The 21,491-nt window shown below is 57.9% G+C and carries 21 protein-coding genes; 6 read left to right on the top strand and 15 right to left on the bottom strand.

Annotated features, from left to right (window positions below; all coding sequences use genetic code 11):
• Positions 1-23 precede the first annotated feature (23 nt).
• Both blaOXA and creD read left to right on the top strand, forming a co-directional pair.
• A complete protein-coding gene (gene blaOXA / locus DBR30_RS02575; RefSeq protein WP_108540599.1) occupies positions 24-818 on the top strand; it encodes an OXA-12 family class D beta-lactamase in 795 nt (264 codons plus the stop codon).
• A 120-nt stretch (positions 819-938) separates the two neighbouring features.
• Entirely contained in the window at positions 939-2,312 is a 1,374-nt protein-coding gene (gene creD, locus DBR30_RS02570; RefSeq protein WP_108540602.1) for a cell envelope integrity protein CreD, read from the top strand.
• A gap of 55 nt (positions 2,313-2,367) precedes the next feature.
• Here the strand turns inward: creD and glmU are convergent, their stop codons facing one another.
• The 15 genes from glmU to mioC all read right to left on the bottom strand — a co-directional run bounded on the left by glmU (position 2,368) and on the right by mioC (position 16,143).
• On the bottom strand, positions 2,368-3,729 hold the full coding sequence (glmU, locus tag DBR30_RS02565) for a bifunctional UDP-N-acetylglucosamine diphosphorylase/glucosamine-1-phosphate N-acetyltransferase GlmU (RefSeq protein WP_108540604.1): 1,362 nt from the start codon (positions 3,727-3,729) through the stop codon (positions 2,368-2,370).
• Between the two features lie 95 nt (positions 3,730-3,824).
• Positions 3,825-4,253, bottom strand: coding sequence for a F0F1 ATP synthase subunit epsilon (locus tag DBR30_RS02560; protein ID WP_005339345.1), 429 nt, complete (start codon positions 4,251-4,253; stop codon positions 3,825-3,827).
• Between the two features lie 18 nt (positions 4,254-4,271).
• The gene (gene atpD, locus DBR30_RS02555; RefSeq protein WP_108588174.1) at positions 4,272-5,660 is read right to left on the bottom strand and encodes a F0F1 ATP synthase subunit beta; all 1,389 of its coding nucleotides are present in this window, start codon (positions 5,658-5,660) and stop codon (positions 4,272-4,274) included.
• 33 nt (positions 5,661-5,693) lie between these two features.
• The gene (gene atpG, locus DBR30_RS02550; RefSeq protein WP_005339343.1) at positions 5,694-6,560 is read right to left on the bottom strand and encodes a F0F1 ATP synthase subunit gamma; all 867 of its coding nucleotides are present in this window, start codon (positions 6,558-6,560) and stop codon (positions 5,694-5,696) included.
• Between the two features lie 43 nt (positions 6,561-6,603).
• Positions 6,604-8,145 carry a F0F1 ATP synthase subunit alpha gene (atpA, locus tag DBR30_RS02545; protein ID WP_005339342.1) on the bottom strand — a complete coding sequence of 514 codons (1,542 nt, stop codon included), beginning with the start codon at positions 8,143-8,145 and terminating at the stop codon, positions 6,604-6,606.
• A 15-nt stretch (positions 8,146-8,160) separates the two neighbouring features.
• The gene (atpH, locus tag DBR30_RS02540) at positions 8,161-8,694 is read right to left on the bottom strand and encodes a F0F1 ATP synthase subunit delta (RefSeq protein ID WP_005339341.1); all 534 of its coding nucleotides are present in this window, start codon (positions 8,692-8,694) and stop codon (positions 8,161-8,163) included.
• Between the two features lie 13 nt (positions 8,695-8,707).
• On the bottom strand, positions 8,708-9,178 hold the full coding sequence (gene atpF, locus DBR30_RS02535; protein WP_005339336.1) for a F0F1 ATP synthase subunit B: 471 nt from the start codon (positions 9,176-9,178) through the stop codon (positions 8,708-8,710).
• Positions 9,179-9,232: 54 nt separating this feature from the next.
• A complete protein-coding gene (atpE, locus tag DBR30_RS02530; RefSeq protein ID WP_005307205.1) occupies positions 9,233-9,475 on the bottom strand; it encodes a F0F1 ATP synthase subunit C in 243 nt (80 codons plus the stop codon).
• Positions 9,476-9,533: 58 nt separating this feature from the next.
• A complete protein-coding gene (atpB, locus tag DBR30_RS02525) occupies positions 9,534-10,316 on the bottom strand; it encodes a F0F1 ATP synthase subunit A (protein WP_005339335.1) in 783 nt (260 codons plus the stop codon).
• Positions 10,317-10,324: 8 nt separating this feature from the next.
• Complete coding sequence (locus tag DBR30_RS02520; RefSeq protein ID WP_181363473.1) at positions 10,325-10,735, bottom strand: ATP synthase subunit I; 411 nt, start codon at positions 10,733-10,735, stop codon at positions 10,325-10,327.
• Between the two features lie 190 nt (positions 10,736-10,925).
• Positions 10,926-11,834 carry a ParB/RepB/Spo0J family partition protein gene (locus tag DBR30_RS02515; RefSeq protein ID WP_108540617.1) on the bottom strand — a complete coding sequence of 303 codons (909 nt, stop codon included), beginning with the start codon at positions 11,832-11,834 and terminating at the stop codon, positions 10,926-10,928.
• Positions 11,831-12,634: a ParA family protein gene (locus tag DBR30_RS02510; protein ID WP_005357226.1), complete on the bottom strand. Its 804-nt coding sequence runs from the start codon at positions 12,632-12,634 to the stop codon at positions 11,831-11,833. Before DBR30_RS02510 ends, DBR30_RS02515 begins: the two co-directional genes overlap by 4 nt.
• A gap of 26 nt (positions 12,635-12,660) precedes the next feature.
• Positions 12,661-13,287 (bottom strand): 16S rRNA (guanine(527)-N(7))-methyltransferase RsmG, encoded by a 627-nt coding sequence (rsmG, locus tag DBR30_RS02505; protein WP_005339331.1) that lies wholly within the window; start codon positions 13,285-13,287, stop codon positions 12,661-12,663.
• 8 nt (positions 13,288-13,295) lie between these two features.
• Positions 13,296-15,185, bottom strand: a complete 1,890-nt coding sequence (mnmG, locus tag DBR30_RS02500; protein ID WP_042063321.1) for a tRNA uridine-5-carboxymethylaminomethyl(34) synthesis enzyme MnmG — start codon at positions 15,183-15,185, stop codon at positions 13,296-13,298.
• Positions 15,186-15,693: 508 nt separating this feature from the next.
• The gene (gene mioC / locus DBR30_RS02495) at positions 15,694-16,143 is read right to left on the bottom strand and encodes an FMN-binding protein MioC (protein WP_181363472.1); all 450 of its coding nucleotides are present in this window, start codon (positions 16,141-16,143) and stop codon (positions 15,694-15,696) included.
• A 396-nt stretch (positions 16,144-16,539) separates the two neighbouring features.
• Between mioC and DBR30_RS02490 the strand changes: the two genes are divergently transcribed.
• From DBR30_RS02490 to DBR30_RS21530, 4 genes are all read left to right on the top strand, one after another.
• Positions 16,540-18,636 carry a TonB-dependent siderophore receptor gene (locus tag DBR30_RS02490; protein WP_108540615.1) on the top strand — a complete coding sequence of 699 codons (2,097 nt, stop codon included), beginning with the start codon at positions 16,540-16,542 and terminating at the stop codon, positions 18,634-18,636.
• 79 nt (positions 18,637-18,715) lie between these two features.
• A complete protein-coding gene (locus DBR30_RS02485) occupies positions 18,716-20,362 on the top strand; it encodes a multidrug ABC transporter permease/ATP-binding protein (protein ID WP_108540612.1) in 1,647 nt (548 codons plus the stop codon).
• Between the two features lie 46 nt (positions 20,363-20,408).
• Positions 20,409-21,173, top strand: coding sequence for an ATP-binding cassette domain-containing protein (locus DBR30_RS02480; protein ID WP_108540610.1), 765 nt, complete (start codon positions 20,409-20,411; stop codon positions 21,171-21,173).
• 30 nt (positions 21,174-21,203) lie between these two features.
• A partial coding sequence (locus DBR30_RS21530) for an ABC transporter substrate-binding protein (RefSeq protein ID WP_258224261.1) occupies positions 21,204-21,491 on the top strand: 288 nt, incomplete at its 3' end.

Here is a 21,491-nt window from a genome sequence, read left to right as displayed (position 1 = left end):
ATCCATTTGCTCAAGGAAATGCTATGTCCCGCCTGCTTCTCTCCAGCCTGCTGGCTACCGGTCTGCTCGCAGCCCTGCCTGCCTCCGCCGCCAGCGGCTGCTTTCTCTATGCTGACGGCAACGGCCAGACCCTCTCCAGCGAAGGGGACTGCTCCAGCCAGCTGCCGCCCGCGTCCACCTTCAAGATCCCGTTGGCGCTGATGGGTTACGACAGCGGTTTTCTGGTGGATGAAGAGCATCCGGCGCTGCCCTTCAAACCGGGTTACGACGACTGGCTGCCCGCCTGGCGCGAAACCACCACGCCGCGCCGCTGGGAAACCTACTCGGTGGTCTGGTTCTCCCAGCAGATCACCGAATGGCTGGGGATGGAACGCTTCCAGCAATACGTCGACCGCTTCGACTACGGCAACCGGGATCTATCCGGCAATCCGGGCAAGCATGACGGCCTGACCCAGGCCTGGCTAAGCTCCAGCCTTGCCATCAGCCCGGAGGAGCAGGCCCGCTTCCTCGGCAAGATGGTGAGCGGCAAGCTGCCGGTCTCGGCGCAGACCCTGCAGTACACCGCCAATATCCTCAAGGTGAGCGAGATCGACGGCTGGCAGATCCACGGCAAGACCGGCATGGGCTACCCGAAGAAGCTGGATGGCAGCCTCAACCGCGATCAGCAGATCGGCTGGTTCGTCGGCTGGGCCAGCAAACCGGGCAAGCAGCTGATCTTCGTCCATACCGTGGTGCAAAAGCCCGGCAAGCAGTTCGCCTCCCTTAAGGCGAAAGAAGAGGTGCTGGCCGCCCTGCCCGGGAAACTGAAGACCCTGTAACTCCTCCAGAAACCGGCGCAATGCCGGTTTTTTTATCCCCCTTCACCACCACTTCACACAAGCCCATCACCACTTCACGTCGAGCAGACAGACTCGCTCCATCCAACAAGGAGACGTGTCATGGTCAAACAGATATTCACCCACAAGATCTTTCTGCTGCTGTTGCTCAGCTTGCTGTTGATGGTACCGGTGCAATCCATCATGGAGCTGAACCGGGAGCGTCAGGCTTACCGCAGTCAGGCCATTCACAGCATCATGGCCAGCAGCAGCGGCCCGCAGCGACTGATGGGACCCATCCTGGTGCAGCCTTATACCCGCTCGATGACGGTCGAACAGGAGGGCAAGCGCTTCGTCCGTCAAGAGCAGGTCTACCGCTACCTGCTGCCGGAGCAGCTGGATATCAAGGCCAACATGGAGGTCACCCCGCGCAAGCTGGGCATCTATCAGGCGCAGGTCTATCAGACCCGGCTCACCCTCTCCGGCCGCTTGCCTACCCGACAGAATCTGCTGGATAACGCGACCCCACCGCTTGATGAAGCGGCCGAGCTGGTGGCGGGCAAACCCTACCTGAGTCTGGTGCTCTCCGATGCCCGCGGTATCAACAGCGTCCCCGAACTGCAACTCGGCACCCAGCGGATCCCGTTTGCCCCCGGCGCCCGCCTCGGTGACGCGCTGGCGGGTATCCATGCCCCGCTCGACAGCCTGCCGCAGCAGGATGGCACCTTTCATCTGGAGCTGAATCTGCAGGGGATGAATGCCCTCGACATAGTGCCGCTGGGCAAGGAGAGCACCCTGCTGCTGGCGGGCAACTGGCCCCATCCCAACTTTATCGGCGACTTTCTGCCGGGCAGTCGCACCCTGAGCCCGCAAGGGTTTGAGGCCAACTGGCAAACCAGCTGGTTTGCCAGCGACATGGAGACCCGCTTCAACCGGATGATGAACGGGGGCGATAGCAATCTCTCCAGCTTCAGCGTCAGTCTGGTGCAGCCGGTGGATCACTATCAGCTCAACGAGCGGGCGGCCAAATATGCCCTGCTGTTTATCGGCCTCACCTTTATCAGCTTCTTCATGTTCGAGCTGCTCAAGGGGCTGCGGGTCCACCCGATCCAGTACGCGCTGGTGGGCATGGGGCTGGCCATCTTCTATCTGGTTCTGCTGGCGCTGACCGAACACCTCGGTTTTGGCTGGGCTTATCTGGTGGCCGCGCTGGCCAGCGTGCTGCTCAACGGCTTCTACCTCAGCCATGTGCTGGGCGGCCCGAAGCAGGGGCTCGGTTTCGCGGCACTGCTCGGGCTGGTCTATGCCATCCTCTACAGCCTGCTGCAGGCCGAAGAGATCGCCTTGCTGCTCGGTGCCCTGCTGCTGTTCGCCACCCTGGCGCTGATCATGCTGCTGACCCGCAAGCTCGACTGGTATCAGGTGATGGACTACAGCGCCCCCACCACCACATGGGCGGCCCCCCAGCCATCGAGCAGTGACCCCAGCCATCAGTGATAAGCCAAAAAAAACCGGCGCCATCAGGCGCCGGTTCTATTTTATTGATCGGGCATCACTTCTTCTTGACCGGGCGAGCCCAGTTTTTGATGTGACGCTGTGGCACCCGGGTGATCACCAGCTCATTCTCGGCCACATCCTTGGTGATGGTGGAACCCGCCCCCAGAGTCGCGCCCTTGCCGATACGCACCGGCGCCACCAGCTGGGTATCGGAACCAACAAACACATCATCCTCGATGATGGTCTGGAACTTGTTCACGCCGTCGTAGTTGCAGGTGATGGTACCGGCACCGATATTCACCTTGGCACCCACCTCGGCATCCCCCAGATAGGTGAGGTGACCACACTTGGAGCCAACCCCCAGACGGGCCTTCTTCATCTCGACGAAGTTGCCGACGTGGGCATCCTGCTCCAGCACCGCGCCCGGACGCAGACGGGCAAACGGGCCGACCGAGCACTGATCAGCCACCTGAGCCCCTTCAACGATGGAGTAGGGCTTCACTTCGGTGTGATCGCCAATGACGCAATCCTTCAGCACGGCACCGGCACCGATACGGACGTGGTTGCCGAGGGTTACCTTGCCTTCGATGATGACGTTGACGTCGATCACCACCTCTTCACCGCTCTCAAGGGTTCCGCGCAGATCGAAGCGGGCCGGGTCGATCAGGGTGACACCGGCGATCATCAGCTTCTCGGCCTGCATCTGCTGGTAGCTGCGCTCAAGGGCAGCCAGCTGCACCCGGTTGTTGGCCCCTTCCACCTCGGCGGCACGCTCCGGATGGACCGCCGCGATCGGGCAGCCATCGCCGTGCGCCATGGCGATCACGTCGGTGAGGTAGAATTCGCCCTGGGCATTCTTGTTGTCCAGACGCGACAGCCAGCTGCGCAGCTGACCGCCGTTGGCCACCAGCACGCCGGTGTTCACTTCGCGGATGGTGAGCTGCTCGGCGTTGGCATCTTTCTGCTCGACGATGCCGACCACCTGACCGTTTTCGCGGACGATGCGGCCATAGCCGGTGGGGTTGTCCAGCACCACGGTCAGCAGGGCCATGCCATCGCTTGCCTTGGCAGCCAGCAGTCGTTGCAGGGTCTCTGGCTGGATCAGCGGGGTATCGCCGTACAGCACCAGCACGTCGTCTTCATCCTTCCAGAACGGGATGGCCTGGGCGACGGCGTGACCGGTTCCCAGCTGCTGCGCCTGCAGCACCCAGTTCACGTCGGCCGCCACGATCCGCTCTTTCAGCAGCTCGGCACCGTGGCCATAAACCAGATGCAGCTGCTCGGCGCCGACCTGACGGGCGGTATCGATCACATGGGAAACCATGGGTTTGTTGGCTACCGGGTGCAGTACCTTGGGCAGAACGGAACGCATGCGGGTACCTTTACCCGCCGCCAGGATCACGACGTTGAGAGACATGACTTCGACCTTGAACTTGTGTGGAAATACTCGGCGGAGTCTATCGAACGAGTAAAAAAAAAGCGACCCGAAGGTCGCTTTTTACATCACCGTTATTAGCGGTAATTCTTTTTGACGATATCGATGACTCGCAGTTGAGCCATCGCCTTGGCCAGCTCGGTAGCGGCCTGGGCGTAGTCGATATCACCATGGGAGCTGTGGATCCGCTCTTCGGCTGCGCGCTTGGCTTCCTGGGCTTTCGCCTCATCCAAGTCGTCAGCACGAATCGCGGTGTCCGCCAGCACGGTCACGGATTCAGGTTGTACTTCCAGCATACCGCCGGAGATGTACAGCACCTCTTCAGTTCCATTCTGCTTCACCAAGCGGACCAGGCCCGGCTTGATGGCAGTCAGCAACGGAGCATGACCGTGGCGGAGACCCAACTCACCTTCGGAGCCTGATACCTGAGCGGATTGCACGCGACCGGAAAACAGTTTTCCTTCGGCGCTCACCACGTCCAGGTGAAAGGAGATCATCTCTGCCATGGGCCCTCCTGTCGAGGCTTACAGTTTCTTGGATTTCTCGACGACTTCGTCGATACCGCCAACCATGTAGAACGCCTGCTCGGGCAGATCGTCATACTCGCCTTTCAGGATGCCCTGGAAACCACGGATGGTCTCTTTCAGCGGCACGTATTTACCCGGAGAACCGGTAAACACTTCTGCTACGAAGAACGGCTGGGACAGGAAACGCTCGATCTTACGGGCACGGGCTACGGTCAGTTTGTCTTCTTCTGACAGTTCATCCATACCCAGGATGGCGATGATGTCCTTCAGCTCTTTGTAGCGCTGCAGTACGGTCTGAACGCCACGAGCTGTCTCGTAGTGCTCTTTGCCAACCACCAGCGGATCCAGCTGACGAGAGGTAGAGTCCAGCGGGTCAACGGCCGGGTAGATACCCAGTGCCGCGATTTGACGGGACAGTACGACGGTCGCATCCAGGTGGGCGAAGGTGGTCGCCGGAGACGGGTCAGTCAAGTCATCCGCAGGAACGTAAACGGCCTGTACGGAGGTGATAGAACCGGTCTTGGTGGAGGTGATACGTTCCTGCAGAACACCCATCTCCTCGGCCAGGGTCGGCTGGTAACCTACTGCGGAAGGCATACGGCCCAGCAGTGCGGATACTTCGGTACCGGCCAGGGTGTAACGGTAGATGTTGTCCACGAAGAACAGCACGTCACGACCTTCGTCACGAAACTTCTCGGCCATGGTCAGGCCGGTCAGCGCAACGCGCAGACGGTTTCCGGGCGGCTCGTTCATCTGACCGTAAACCAGAGATACTTTGTCCAGTACGTTGGACTCCATCATCTCGTGGTAGAAGTCGTTACCCTCACGGGTACGCTCACCTACACCGGCGAACACAGAGTAACCACTGTGCTCGATCGCGATGTTACGGATCAGCTCCATCATGTTTACGGTTTTGCCTACACCGGCACCACCGAACAGACCCACTTTACCACCCTTGGCGAACGGGCATACCAGGTCGATAACCTTGATGCCGGTCTCCAGCAGATCGTTGCTGTTGGACTGGTCTTCGTAGCTGGGGGCCGCGCGGTGGATAGACCAACGCTCTTCTTCACCGATCGGACCTTTTTCGTCGATTGGCTCGCCCAGTACGTTCATGATCCGACCCAGGGTCGATACACCGACCGGCACCTGAATGGATTTACCGCTATTCATTACTTCCAACCCACGACGCAGACCGTCGGAGGAGCCCATGGTGATGCAACGAACGACGCCGCCACCGATCTGCTGCTGAACTTCCAGCACCAGACCCTGGCCTTGACCTTCGCTAACGACCTTCAGTGCATCGTACACCTGGGGCACGGCATCCTGCGGGAACTCGATGTCCACCACAGCGCCGATGATTTGGACGATGAAACCGTTACTCATGTCAAATCCTCTAAACCTTTGATAACCCTTGCCTTACACCGCAGCAGCACCGGATACGATCTCTGTCAGCTCCTGGGTAATACTGGCCTGACGGGCCTTGTTGTATACCAGTTGCAGATCGTTAATCAGGTTACCGGCGTTGTCAGTCGCGGCTTGCATGGCAACCATTCGGGCTGCCTGTTCACTTGCCAAGTTTTCCACTACACCCTGGTAAACCTGAGATTCGACGTAGCGAACCAGCAGGGTATCCAGCAGCTTCTTGGGATCCGGCTCATAGAGGTAATCCCAGTGGTGTTTCTTGGCGAGCTTGCTGTCTTCAGTTACGGGCAAAGGCAGCAGTTGATCGACCCGTGGTTGCTGCACCATGGTGTTGACGAACTTGTTGTACACCAGATACAGCTTGTCAATCTCACCGTTGTCGTAAGCCTTCAGCATGACCTTGACTGAACCAATCAGGTCATTGACGCTCGGACTATCGCCCAGTCCTGCGACATGAGCTTTAACCTTGGCGCCGTGCCGTTCAAAGAAGTTGGAGGCCTTGTTACCGATCAATGCCAGGTCAACCTTGGCACCTTTCGCGCTCCATTGCTTCATATCATTGAGGGCAGCCTTGAACAGGTTGATGTTCAAACCGCCACACAGGCCACGGTCGGTGGAGACGACGATGTAACCCACTCGCTTGACCTCACGTTCGATGAGGTAGGGGTGCTTGTATTCCAGGTTCCCCTGAGCGATATGGCCGATCACCTTGCGCATGGTTTCAGCGTACGGACGGCTGGCAGACATGCGTTCCTGCGCACGGCGCATTTTGCTTGCTGCCACCATTTCCATAGCGCCGGTGATCTTCTGAGTGTTTTTCACACTCCCGATCTTGTTACGTATCTCTTTTGCGCCGGCCATCTCTTACTCTCCATCAAGTGGCAGCTCACGCTGCCACACACGCTTACCAGGTCTGGGTTGCTTTGAAGCTATCCAGCAACGCAGTCAGCTTGCCAACGATCGCGTCGTTGTAGTCGGCTTTGGCATTGATTTCAGCCATCAGCTCGGCATGCTGGGTATTGGCGTAAGAGAGCAGAGCGGCTTCGAAGTCGACGATTTTGTTCAGCTCGACATCGGAGAGATAGCCTTTCTCGGCGGCGAACAGCACCAGAGACTGGTGAGCCACGCTCAGCGGAGAGTACTGCTTCTGCTTCATCAGCTCGGTCACTTTCACACCGTGATCCAGCTGCTTGCGAGTCGCCTCGTCCAGATCGGAAGAGAACTGGGCGAATGCAGCCAGTTCGCGATACTGGGCCAGCGCGGTACGGATACCACCGGACAGCTTCTTGACGATCTTGGTCTGAGCAGCACCACCAACACGGGATACGGAAATACCCGGGTCAACCGCCGGACGAATACCGGAGTTGAACAGCTGTGAAGTCAGGAAGATCTGACCATCGGTGATGGAGATCACGTTGGTCGGAACGAACGCAGATACGTCACCAGCCTGGGTTTCGATGATTGGCAGCGCGGTCAAAGAACCGGTTTTGCCTTTCACTTCACCCTTGGTGAACTTCTCTACGTACTCGGCGTTAACGCGAGCAGCACGCTCCAGCAGACGGGAGTGCAGATAGAAAACGTCACCCGGGTAAGCTTCACGTCCTGGCGGACGGCGCAGCAGCAGGGAGATCTGGCGATAAGCTACTGCCTGCTTGGACAGGTCATCATAGATGATCAGCGCGTCTTCACCGCGGTCACGGAAGTACTCACCCATGGAGCAACCGGCATACGGAGCCAGGTACTGCAGGGCAGCCGCTTCGGAGGCAGAGGCAACAACCACGATGGTGTTGGCCAGGGCGCCGTGCTCTTCCAGCTTGCGCACCACGTTGGCGATGGTGGAGGCCTTCTGGCCAATCGCAACGTAGACACACTTAATGCCGGAATCTTTCTGGTTGATGATGGTGTCGATCGCGATGGCGGTCTTACCAACCTGACGGTCACCGATGATCAGCTCACGCTGGCCACGACCGATAGGGATCATGGCATCGATGGCTTTCAGACCGGTCTGGACCGGCTGGTCAACAGACTTACGCTCGATAACGCCCGGTGCGATCACTTCGATCGGCGAGAAGCCGTCGTTGTCGATCGGACCTTTACCGTCGATCGGCTGACCCAGGGTGTTCAACACCCGGCCCAACAGACCACGACCTACCGGCACTTCCAGAATACGGCCAGTACCTTTTACTTTCATTCCTTCTGACAGACCGTCATAGGAACCCATAATCACCGCACCGACGGAGTCACGCTCCAGGTTCAATGCCAGAGCGTAGCGGTTACCCGGCAGCTCGATCATCTCACCCTGCATGGCATCAGCCAGGCCGTGAATACGAATGATACCGTCGCTCACAGAGACGATAGTACCTTCGTTACGCGCTTCGCTCTTTACATCAAACTGCGCAATGCGCTGCTTGATCAGCTCGGCGATTTCAGTGGAATTCAGTTGCATGCTCTAATACCCCAATCAAGATTGCAGCGCGTCAGCCATGCGATCCAGCTTACCGCGGACTGTGCCGTCGATTACCAGATCACCGGCCTTGATGAGCACCCCGGCCATCAAGGACGCATCGATGCTGCAATTCAGCTTCACTTTGCGCGCGAGACGTTGTTCCAGAGAAGCCTGAATATTGGCTTTCTGCTGGTCGGTCAGTTCGATCGCCGAAATCACGTCAGCCTGAACCTCTTTATCCAGTTCAGCTTTGAACGCTACAAATTCAGCAACGACCGCCGGCAGCACACCCAAGCGACCATTCTCGGCCATCACCCGGATCAGGTTCTGGCCATGCACGTCGAGTTGCTCACCGCAGACACCGACAAACAGCGTTGCCAGCTCTTCGGCGGCCACAGAGCCGTTTACCAGGTTGTGCATGGTCTCGTTTTCCACTACTTGCGCAGCGAAACCGAGCATACCCAGCCACTGGTCAACCGCCTTGTGCTCAACGGCAAACTCGAAAGCAGCCTTGGCGTAGGGGCGAGCGATTGTAGTCAGTTCAGACATAGCCCCGTTCCCGTTACAGTTCTGCTACCAGTTTGTCGACGATGTCGCTGTTGGCAGCCTGGTCGATTTGACGCGCCAGGATCTTCTCTGCACCAGCAATGGCAAGAGCAGCAACCTGCTTACGCAGTTCTTCTTTGGCACGATGACGTTCAGCTTCGATCTCGGCACGGCCCTGAGCCAGGATTTTTTCCCGCTCGGATTGGGCACCAGCGGCAGCTTCATCAATGATCTGGGCTTTACGTTTGTTAGCCTGCTCAATGATTTCAGCAGCCTGCAGCTTGGCTTCTTTCAGCTGATCGGTGGCGTTGGCCTTGGCCAAATCCAGATCTTTCTTGGCACGTTCGGCAGAAGAGAGACCGTCAGCAATAGCTTTCTGACGGGCTTCGATGGCAGCAATCAGCGGCGGCCATACGTACTTCATGCAAAACACTACGAAGAAGAAAAAAGCAATTGCTTGGCCGAGGAGGGTGGCATTGATATTCACAGCCGATGTCCTCTTAAGTTAGTTAATGGGTTATGCCTAGAGAGTCGTAACGACTTAGCCAGCAACCGCAAACATCACGTACAGACCCAGACCAACGGCGATCATCGGGATCGCATCCACCAGACCCATTACGATGAAGAACTGGGTACGCAGAACAGGGATCAGATCCGGTTGACGAGCAGCACCTTCCAGGAACTTGCCACCCAGGATACCGATACCGATGGAAGCGCCGATAGCAGCCAGACCCATCATCATTGCAGCAGCGATGTACAGCAGGTCCATGTTCAAGTTTTCCATGAGGATCTCCAGTTATTTAGATGTAATTGATTGTATAAAAAGGATTATTTGAGTTGCATCAACCATGGTCTTCCTGCGCCATCGACAGATAGACGATGGTCAGAACCATGAAAATGAATGCCTGCAAAGTGATGATCAGGATGTGGAAAATTGCCCAAGGCACGGACAGGATCCACTGTGACCACCAGGGTAACAAACCAGCAATCAGGATAAAGATCAGTTCGCCAGCATACATGTTGCCGAACAGTCGAAGACCCAGAGAAACAGGTTTGGAAATCAGCGTAACAGTTTCCAGGATGAGGTTAACCGGGATGGCCGCCGGGTGGTTGAAAGGCTGAAGCGTCAGCTCCTTCACAAACCCGCCGATACCCTTGACCTTGATGCTGTAATACAGGATCAAGAAGAACACGCCCAAAGCCATGGACATGGTGATGTTAACGTCAGCAGAGGGAACCACACGCAGATAGGGAATACCCATCAATTGTGCAGCGTGAGGGATAAAGTCAACGGGGATCAGATCCATGAAGTTCATCAGGAAGATCCACACAAACACCGTCAGCCCCAAAGGTGCGATGACCTTGTTGCGACCGTGAAAGATGTCTTTGACGTTACCATTCACAAACTCGACCAGCATCTCCACAAAGCACTGCAGCTTACCCGGCACCCCGCTGGTAGCATTAACGGCTACTTTGCGGAACAGCAGGATAAACAGGGCGCCTAGCACGACGGAAAATACCATTGAGTCGATATTGACCGTCCAGAACCCGGACCCGACTTGAAGGTGGGTCAGGTGGTGGGAGATATATCCCTGAGGAGTCAGGACTTCTCCGGTTGCAGACATGAGTTTTCCTAATAGTGGTTGTTAAGCGTGAATGAAACCATCCACTGTACAACGAGGGCGAGGATATAAGTGGCGAAAAACGAGACGGTAACGACCTCGACTCCCGCACCAAACATCAGGGCGAATAGACCTGTTGTAGAAATGAGCTTAATCCCTGCCCCACCATAAAAGTCCCGCAAAACCAAGTCCACACTCTCGGTTGTCACCTTGCGGCGCAGCACCCAGACAGTAAACAAGGCTTGAGGAACCCAGTACATCCCCCCTCCGTAGAGGGCGGAATAACCGGCGCTGGCACCAGTCAGGTAAAACCAGACGGCACTCATCGCCAGGATCAGGATGAGCTGACAAACGAGCATAACCAAGGCCAGTGTCAAACCTTCCAAGGCTATTTTCTGCTTCACCAACCTACCCCTGAACATTACAGAACTGTAAAAAATCGGGATCCGAAGACCCCATGTTAACAGCTCTTAAAGCCGGTCAAATTATACCCTTGAGGGCAGCTATTGCAATATGACAAAAATCCTTAATTTTTGCGGCTTTCCGCGGCAAATCAGGGTTATGGCCATATCAAAAGGAATGGATGTTTTATTACTACAAAAAGCGTAAAAATCACGATTCCGACACGCCAAAATAGCCCAATATACGGTCCAAATCGGACAAATTCTCGTAACTTATTACTAACTTCCCGCTATCCCGCTTGCCAGGCTGAAGTTGCACCTGATTGCCAATTTTTTCTGCCAGTTGGCGCTCCAGGTAGCCGATCTGCGGATCACGGGCCGGTTCGCCCTTGGCTTTTGCCGGTTCGAGCGCTTTTTGCACCAGCTTCTCGGTATCGCGTACGGTCAGCCCCTTCTGGGCAACCAGCTTGGCCAGTTCAGACTGGGCCTGGCCGCTCAGTGCCAGCAGGGCACGGGCATGGCCCATATCGAGGTCACCATGCTCGACGAAACGCTTCACGTCATCGTTGAGCTGGTTGAGACGCAGCAGGTTGGTCACCGTGGTGCGGGACTTGCCCACCGCCTCGGCCACCTGCTGGTGGGTGAGTTCAAATTCGGTCAGCAGTCTTTGTAAAGCGACCGCCTCTTCGATGGCATTGAGGTCTTCCCGCTGAATATTCTCAATCAGCGCGATGGCGACGGCAGCCTCGTCGGGTACATCCTTGACGATGCAGGGCACCACCTCAAGCCGCGCCAGCTGGGACGCGCGCCAGCGCCGTTCACCGGCGATGATTTCGAAGGATTGTTCGCCGAGAGGGCGTACCACGATGGGCTGGATCACCCCCTGGGCGCGGATGGAGTTGGCAAGCTCTTCCAGTGCATCCTGGGACATATCCTTGCGGGGCTGGTACTTGCCGGACTGCAACCACTCCACCGGCAGCTTGCGCAGCTCGCCCTGATTGGTGGGGGCCATGGCCTCTTCAGTACGTTGATCGCTCATCACCTGTTTCTGGCGGGCAGCCGTGCTGGTACTGAGCAGGGCATCCAGCCCCTTGCCCAGTCCACGTTTTTTCGGAGTCATATGCTCTCTCGGTCTGCGATGGTCGCCTGACGTTCCTGCTCCTGGCGGCGCAGGATCTCGCCAGCCAGTGCCAGGTAGGCCTTGGCGCCCACCGATGATTTGTCATAGTGCATGGCCGGGGCACCGAAACTCGGGGCCTCCGCCAGTCTAACGTTGCGGGGAATGATGGTGCGGTAGACTTTGTCGCCAAAGTGCTGTTTTAGCTGATCGGACACATCATTGGCCAGCCGGTTGCGGTGATCGAACATGGTGCGCAGCACCCCTTCGATCTTGAGCTCCGGATTGACCACAGCGGCCAGCTTGCTGATGGTGTCGACTAGGGCGGTGAGCCCCTCCAGCGCGTAATATTCGCACTGCATGGGCACCAGCACGGAGTCGGCGGCGGCCATGGCGTTCACGGTCAGCATGTTGAGAGAGGGCGGGCAGTCGATGAAGACATAGTCGTATTTGTCCCGCACCGAGGCCAGCGCATTGCGCAGGCGGATTTCGCGGGCGAAAAATTCCATCAGACGGATTTCGGCCGCGGTCACGTCGGCATTGGCGGCGATCAGGTGATAACCCCCGGTAGTTTCGGGGATGATCACTTCGCTGATGGGGGCATCCTCGATCAGCAACTCATAGGCGGTGCGCTCGACGTCATACTTGTCGACACCGCTGCCCATGGTGGCATTGCCCTGCGGATCCAGATCGATCACCAGCACCTTGCGCCGGGTGGCAGCCATGGAGGCGGCCAGATTCACACAGGTGGTGGTTTTACCCACTCCACCCTTCTGGTTGGCTATGGCGATGACTTTTCCCACACGATCCCCTAAATGAAACTGCGACCCTATTCGGGCTGGATATGTTTGAATTCCAGCAGATGACGTTCGCCTTCCAGCTCCGGCACCCGCAACTCATGACAGGCTACCAGACGGATATTGGCAGGCAACTGGGCCAGCTCCTGCTCAGGATATTGTCCCTTGAGTGCCAGGAAGCAACCCTGTTCTGACGGCAGGTGGTGACACCAGCTCAGCATGTCCTCCAGCGAGGCAAATGCCCGACTCAGTACACCATCAAATCCCACCTCAGGTTGATACTCTTCAACCCGGGATTTGACCGGCGTCACATTGGTCAGACCCAGCTCCTGGATCACCTGGCGGATGAAGTTGATCCGCTTGCCCAGACTGTCGAGCAGGACGAACTGCTTGTCCGGATTGATGATCGCCAGCGGCAATCCCGGCAGGCCGGGACCAGTCCCCACGTCGATGAAGCGCTCACCGTGCAAGTGGGGGCTTACCACCAGGCTATCGAGGATATGCTTGACCAGCATGGCGTCCGGATCTCGCACCGAGGTGAGATTGTAAGCCTTGTTCCACTTGTGCAGCAACTCGACCAACTGCACCAGTTGGCTCTTTTGGGTATCGGTTATAACAATTTCGGCCTGCTTGAGCAGGCCGTTCAATCTTTCCAGCATGGGATTCCTCAGGCAGTTTTACGCAGCAGGCCGTGTTTTTTCAGGTGAACCAGCAGGATGGAGATGGCCGCCGGGGTGATGCCGGAGATGCGGGAAGCCTGACCAATGGTCTGCGGCTTGGCATCGTTCAGCTTGGCTTTCACCTCGTTGGAGAGGCCGTTCACCTCGCGATAGTCCAGATCCAGCGGCAGCAAGGTGTTCTCGTTGCGCAGCTGCTTTTCCACTTCATCGTGCTGACGCTCGATGTAACCGGCGTACTTGATCTGGATCTCAACCTGTTCGGCCGCGGCGGGATCAGTCACGGAGGGGCCGACACCTTCGATGGCCATCAGCGCATCATAGGTCACCTCGGGGCGACGCAGCAGCTCTTCCAGACTCTGTTCGCGGGTCAGCGGGGTGTTGACCAGGGCGTTGACCGCTTCCAGTGACGGGTGTTGCGGGTGGATCCAGGTTGAACGCATGCGCTGACGCTCCAGCTCGACCTGTTCCATCTTGGCGTTGAATTTGCTCCAGCGCTCGTCATCCACCAGACCCAGCTCGCGACCGATGGCGGTCAGACGGATATCGGCGTTGTCTTCCCGCAGCAGCAGGCGGTATTCGGCGCGGCTGGTGAACATGCGGTAAGGCTCGCGAGTCCCCAGAGTGGAGAGATCGTCCATCATCACGCCCATGTAGGCCTGATCCCGACGCGGGTTCCAGGGATCCTTGTCCTGAGCACGCAGCGCGGCGTTCAGACCGGCCATCAGGCCTTGTGCCGCAGCCTCTTCGTAACCGGTCGTGCCGTTGATCTGGCCAGCGAAGAACAGGTTTGGAATGCACTTGCTCTCCATGTTGGCCTTGAGATCCCTCGGATCGAAGAAATCATATTCGATGGCATAGCCGGGGCGGGTGATGTGGGCGTTCTCGAAGCCCCGCACGGAACGGACGATCTGCACCTGCACGTCAAACGGCAGGCTGGTGGAGATCCCGTTCGGATAGAGTTCGTGGGTGGTCAGGCCTTCCGGCTCGACGAAGATCTGGTGCGCCGTCTTGTCGGCGAAACGAGTGATCTTGTCTTCGATCGACGGGCAGTAGCGCGGGCCGATCCCCTCGATCACCCCGGCGTACATGGGGCTGCGATCCAGGTTATTGCGGATCACCTCGTGGGTACGCTCGTTGGTGTGGGTGACGTAGCAGGGCACCTGACGGGGATGCTGGCTGGCATCGCCGATAAACGAGAAGACGGGGCGCGGATCGTCGCCGTGCTGGGCCTGCATCACAGAGAAATCGACGCTGCGAGCATCGATGCGCGGCGGGGTGCCGGTCTTGAGACGATCGATGCGCAGCGGCAGTTCACGGAGGCGCTGGGCCAGAGCGATCGAGGGAGGATCCCCGGCACGGCCGCCCTTGTAGTTTTCCATTCCGATGTGGATCAACCCGTTCAGGAAGGTACCGACCGTCAGCACCACTGTCTTGCCACTGATGCGGATCCCGCTCTGGGTGACCACACCGGCAACACGATCCCCGTCCATGATCAGATCGTCACAGGCCTGCTGGAAGATCTTCAGGTTCGGGTAGTTCTCCAGCATCTGGCGAACGACAGCCTTGTAGAGCAGGCGATCCGCCTGGGCACGAGTGGCTCGCACTGCCGGGCCCTTGGAGGAGTTGAGGGTGCGGAACTGGATCCCGCCAAGATCAATGGCACGCGCCATGATCCCGCCGAGTGCGTCAACTTCCCTGACCAGGTGTCCCTTGCCGATCCCGCCGATCGCCGGATTACAGGACATGTGTCCCAGCGTATCGATATTGTGGGTCAGCAACAGGGTGTTCATGCCCATACGGGCTGCCGCTGTGGCTGCTTCGGTTCCGGCATGACCGCCACCGACGACGATCACATCAAATTGTTCATGGTATTGCATTGGGATCACCTTGATCTGCACGCCTGAAGATCTTTATTTGCCTGGGCTAAAGGGCGGAACATTCTATCTGTTTCGCGTCCTGAGGGGAACGTCTACTTAACGTTCAGTATGAAGGGAGGATCCACTAATTAGATCTTAAGGATCTTTAGATCGATCTTTTACTGGATCTCTTATTAGGATCCGCCCTTTCTGTTGATAAGCACTTTTTGATCATAAAGATCATTAATTTAAGGACGATCCTAGCTTGTGGAAAAGCTTGGATCCTGGCCCGGTGAACGAGGGGATAACCAGGACTTTTATACACAGAGGTCTGTCGGTCTGGATCTAATACATGGATAACTATAGGTTTTGCAGAGCTTTACACCGTAGTTATGCACATTACCCCTGGGCGTTGTGGGTAACCTTGTAGAACAACTCCCCCGGATCAATCTGTTAATAACATGGTGGATAGTCGATCTGGGGATAAGTGGGGAGATCAAGCTTTTTTTCAGGATCTCCCGCACGCTGATCAGGCGATCATCGTAATCCAGTCGCGGATCCACACTTCTGCGGCATCTTCGGGGATCTCGTGTTGGGTCACATCGATGTCGAGCCGCTCGCCGATCCGGCTGGCACCGCACTCGGCCAGCAGCCGATCCAGCGTCTTGCCACCCTGGCAAAAGGTGTCATAACTGCTGTCGCCAAGGGCGATCACGCCATATTTCAATGAATTAAGATCCGGATGCTGCTCGGCAAGATCCTTGGCGAAGGGTTGCAGGTTGTCGGGCACATCCCCGGCACCATGGGTGGAAGTGACCACCAGCAGGATGGATCCCGCATCATCCAGCACCTCTGCCAGCTTGGCCGGGTTGTGGATCCGGGTCTGGTGGCCAGCCTGTTCCAGCAGGTTGGCGACGTGGTCTGCGACATATTCGGCGGCGCCCAGCATGGAGCCGACGACGAGATTGATTTTGGCCATGGAATGGATCCTGATTTCAGACAAAGAAACGGAAAGCCGGATTCTACCGCCAAAGGGTGTGGATAAATATGGATAAAGCTTGGGGATAATGGATCCAGTCAGATAATGCCACCGGATCCATCCTGCCGATCTTTTTTCTGCTTCTTTATATTCCTCTCCATTTTCTTCTCCGCTAATAGCTCTCCTGATGGCTCCCATCTCCCGCGAAATCCTGCCAACGATGCAGCTAGATAACAATGTAGATGCAAATGATTAGCAATTATTGAATCGATTCGATCACGGCTCCTGTAGTAGGATTGCGCTGCTTTATTCGCCCATGGAACAGGGTGATGTCGTGACAAACGACCACAAATAACAATTAAAACAACATAACTCATTGATAAACGAGACTTTAATATGATTGCGCAAAAATACACTACAGGACCCGGCAAGAAGGGCGCCTTCGGCGTGCTTTCGCTCTCCGGTTTGCTCGTCTCCCTGCCGCTGATGGCCGAACAAACCACAGCTGAACTGCCCAAAGCCAGCGAAACCATGGTGGTGACCGGTACGGCCATGAAGGTGGAAGTGCCGATGGCCGAGACCCCTCGCGCCGTCTCCGTGGTTAATCGCGAAGAACTGGATCAGCACGCCGTGTTGCAGCTGGATGAAGCGATTCGCTACCGTTCAGGCGTATTGACTGGCCTCTATGGCTCAGACAACAACACCGACTGGTTCAAGGTGCGTGGCTTCGATGCCGCCTCTTATCTGGATGGCAACCGCTTGTTTGGCACCGGCTACTACGTCTGGACGCCGGAACCGTTCGGTCTGGATAGTGTGGAAGTGCTGAAGGGGCCAGCCTCGATCCTTTACGGTGAGGCGCCTCCGGGCGGGGTGATCAATGCCATCAGCAAGCGACCGACCGCCACGCCGCAAGGGCAGGTGGATCTGCAGCTTGGCAGCCGGGATCATCGTCAGGTCGGGGTGGACGTCTCTGACGCGCTCTCCGACAACAGCCGTTACCGCATGGTTGCTCTCTATAAAGAGCGTGATGGGGTGCTTACCGGTACTTACAACGATCGGGTTTATCTGGCGCCGAGCGTCACCTTCGATCTTTCGGATCGTACCAGCCTGACCCTGCTGGCCAGCTTCCTGCACGACGAAGGGGTCCCGACCAACGGCTTTTTCCCGGTCTATGGCACCCTGAATACGTCAGGTGGCCAGATTGATCCCTCCACCAACCTGAGCCAGCCGGATTACGATCGCAACCGCAATACCCAGATCTCCACCGGTTATGAGCTGGCCCACCAGCTCAACCAGACCTGGGAGTTCAAGCAGAACGTCCGCTTCAACTACAACGATCTGCTGCTGCGCCAGACCTATATCTTCCCGACCTATGAAGGCACAACCGCCAGTCGTGGTCTGGTTTACCGCGATGGCAATACCAAGAGTGCCACCATGGATAACCAGATGGTGGGTTACTGGAACACCGACAGCACGGAGCAGACCTTGCTGCTGGGGGTGGATCTGCAGCGTCACGTCAATGAAGGGGTCGAGGCCGACAACTACGGTATGGGCTCCATCAATACCATGAACCCGGATTACAGCGGCTTCCCCGGTTTTGACGAGTCGACCGCCACTCACCAGAAGAGCTCCAAGGGCCAGAGCGGCCTCTATGCCCAGCACCAGATCCGCTGGGACGATCGCTGGTTGTTGACTGGCGGTGGCCGTTTTGACTATGTGGAGACCCACAACACCAATACCAGCAAGGACAAGCGCCAGTACGATCACGAGCTCTCCCTCTCGGGCAGCCTGATGTATCTGGCTGACAACGGCCTCTCTCCCTACTTTGCCTATGCCGAGTCGTTCGAAGTACTGCCGGGGATCGATCCCAACACCCGAAACTCCTACAAGCCGCTCAAGGGCAAGCTCTACGAGACCGGCGTGAAGTATGCGCCTGCCTTCCTCGACGGTTACATCAATCTGGCGTTGTTCGATCTGGCCCAGACCAACTCGCTGGTCTCTACCGGTTCCGGCCAGCAGACCCAGGCGGGTGAAGTGACCTCTCAGGGGATTGAGCTGGAAGGGAGCGTGCAGGTGACCGATGCGCTGCGTCTGACCGCTGCTTATACCTACACAGATGCCAAAACCAACGACACCGGCAGTGGCGATCGCCGTGCCAGCCTGATCCCGCGCCACCAGGCCTCCTTCTGGGGTAACTACAAGGTGCAGCAAGGGGTGGCTTCAGGTCTGGAGCTGGGTACCGGTGTGCGTTATATCGGTTCCAGCGTGGGTATTGGCGCAGTGAATGCGGACTATACCCCCATCTACGGCTCTGCCGAGGTGCCGGCCCATACCGTCTGGGATGCGATGATCGGGTATGACTTTGCCAAGAACTGGCGCGCCCAGCTCAACGTCAACAACCTGCTGGGTGAAACCTACGTGGCCAGTTGTGACTACTACTGCTACTACGGCGAGCCGCGCAGCGTAGTGGGCAGCATCAACTACCGCTGGTAATCGAAGTCGGGCGGGAACCGGATTCCCGCCCTTCTTTTCACCCGCAGTTGTTCTGATCTCTCTGGAATACCGGTCCGTTATGGAACTCTTGTCTCTGGTTTATCGCCAATATCGTTGGCCTTTTATCGCCATCACCCTGCTCAGTCTGCTCAGTGCCGTCAGCGGGATTGGCGTCATTGCTTTTATCAATCAGTCTCTTATCGAATCTATAGGTGATCCGCTGCCGATCCTCGGTCAGCTGGTCGGCCTGATTGTGCTGCTGCTGGTGATCACTCTCGGATCTCAGCTGGCTCTGACCACTCTCGGTCACCATTTTGTCTACCGGTTGCGTGGCCGTCTGCTCAAGCAACTGCTGGATACCGATGTCGCCCGCATCCGCCAGATTGGTCAGGGGCCGCTGCTGGCCTCCCTCTCCAGCGATATCGGCCAGATCACCATCGCCTTCGTGCGCCTGCCTGAGCTGGTGCAGGGGCTGGTACTCACGCTGGGCTCTGCCCTCTATCTTGGCTGGCTCTCTCCGGCCTTGCTCGGGGTGACCGCGCTCTGGGTCACCGTCACCATGGTGGTGGGCTGGCTGCTGGTGAACCGTGTTTATCGCCATCTCTCCCACATGCGTCAGGCCGAAGATCGGCTCTATCAGAACTATCAGGCCATCATCGCGGGTAGCAAGGAGCTGGCACTCAACCGCGAGCGGGCTCACTTCGTTTACCACCAGCTCTATGAGCAAAATGCCCGTGACTACCGCCAGCAGATCATTCGCGCCGACACCTATCACCTGAGCGCGGTGAACTGGTCGAATATCATGATGCTGGGAGCGATCGGTCTGGTCTTCTTTCTGGCCAACGGCCTTGGCTGGGCCAACACCAATGTGGCTGCTACCTTTGCGCTGACCTTGCTGTTCTTGCGCACTCCGCTGTTGCAGGGGATTGGCGCCCTGCCGACCCTGCTTGCCGCTCAGGTGGCGTTCGACAAGATCGCTACCCTCAATCTGGCCGAGCCGGATGCGGACTTCCTGCTGCCGCCCGCCATCCGCCCCTGGCAGCGTATCGAGTTGGAGCAGGTGAGCTTTCACTATCAGGGGGAGGGCGGTTTTGCCGTCGGCCCCATCGATCTGGTCATCGAAAAGGGGGAGCAGATCTTCATCATCGGTGGCAATGGATCCGGCAAGTCGACGCTGGCCATGCTGTTGACCGGCCTCTATCAACCGGTATCGGGCCGGATCCTGCTGGATGGTGAGCCGATCACCGATCGCAACGGCTATCTGGCGCTCTTCTCCGCCATCTTCACCGACTATCACCTGTTCCAGCACCTGCTGGGGCCGGAACCCAAGGATGAGCTGGTGGCCGAGTGGCTGGATCGGCTGCAGATGGGCAGCAAGCTCACCATCGAGGATGGCTTTATCGCCGATATTGATCTCTCTCAAGGGCAGCGCAAGCGGGTCGCTCTGCTGCTGGCGCTGGCCGAACAGCGCGAGGTGATGCTGTTTGACGAGTGGGCCGCGGATCAGGATCCCCAGTTCCGCCGCATCTTCTATCAGGTGCTGCTGCCGCGCCTCAAGGAGATGGGCAAGACGGTGATTGCCATCAGCCACGACGATCACTACTTCCCGCTGGCCGATCGCCTGCTGGAGATGCGTCAGGGCCAGCTCACTGAACTGACCGGCGCGCGCCGTGCCGCAGTGAGCCGCGATGCGATCGCCCATCTGGATTGCGAGGTGCCGGCTTGACGCAGGCACCGATGAGACTGGCGGCAAGCCAGCACAGGAATTGCTTATGTTCGAGATGAAATCAGCCAGCTTCACGGTCAATGACCGCATGCTGCTGCACCCCACCGACCTGCGTTTCGAGCAGGGACAGGTTTATGGCCTCATCGGCCACAATGGTTCGGGCAAATCGACCCTGCTCAAGCTGCTGGCTCGCCAGCAACCCCTTAGCGACGGGGAGATCCTGTTCGATGGCAAGCCGTTGCCCGACTGGGGCAACCGGGAGTTTGCCCGTCAGGTGGCCTATCTGCCCCAGCATCTGCCGAGCGCCGAGAATCTGCTCGGGCGGGAGCTGGTGGAGATGGGCCGCTACCCCTGGCGCGGCCTGCTGGGCCGGATGGGGGCGGAGGATCACCGTCAGGTCGAGCGGGCCATCGCCCTTACCCATACCGAACGCTTTGCCGATCGACTGGTGGATACCCTCTCCGGCGGCGAGCGGGGGCGGGTCTGGCTGGCGATGCTGCTGGCCCAGGAGAGCCGCTTCATCCTGCTGGACGAGCCGCTGGCCGCGCTGGATGTGGCCCATCAGGTGGAGGTGCTCACGCTGGTCAAGCAGTTGAGTCGTCAGCTAAACCTTGGGGTCATCATAGTCATTCACGACATCAATATGGCCTCCCGCTTCTGCGATCGGCTGGTGGCGCTCCACTCCGGCCGCCTGCTTACCCACGGCGAACCTGAGGGGCTCATGACCAGTGAGACCCTGCACGCCATCTATGGCATTCCGATGGAGGTCATTCGCCACCCGGCTTATGCTCATCCCATCGCCATCGTCTGACCGGGGGCATCCTTGAACCTTTTATTGAAGATGGCCCCTTGTCTCGTCAGCCTGCTGCTGGCGCTCCCGTTGCAGGCTGTACAATCATCCGCAACAAACGAGGCCACCAGCGCGCTACCCCGTATCGCCACCGTCGACTGGACCATCGCCGAGATCCTGCTGGCACTCGGGGTGACGCCGCTGGCCGTTGGGGATGCAGGCCCCTATCAGGCATGGGTCGGCGAGCCACGGCTACCTGCCGGAGTGGTGGATATCGGCCTGCGCACCCAGCCCAACCGTGAGCTGCTGGCGGAGCTCAAACCCGATCGCATCCTCATC

It is taken from the genome of Aeromonas sp. HMWF017 (assembly GCF_003061465.1).
Taxonomy (GTDB): domain Bacteria; phylum Pseudomonadota; class Gammaproteobacteria; order Enterobacterales; family Aeromonadaceae; genus Aeromonas; species Aeromonas veronii.
Note: the sequence above shows the minus strand (reverse complement) of the source record. Positions and strands in the feature narration are given on the sequence as shown.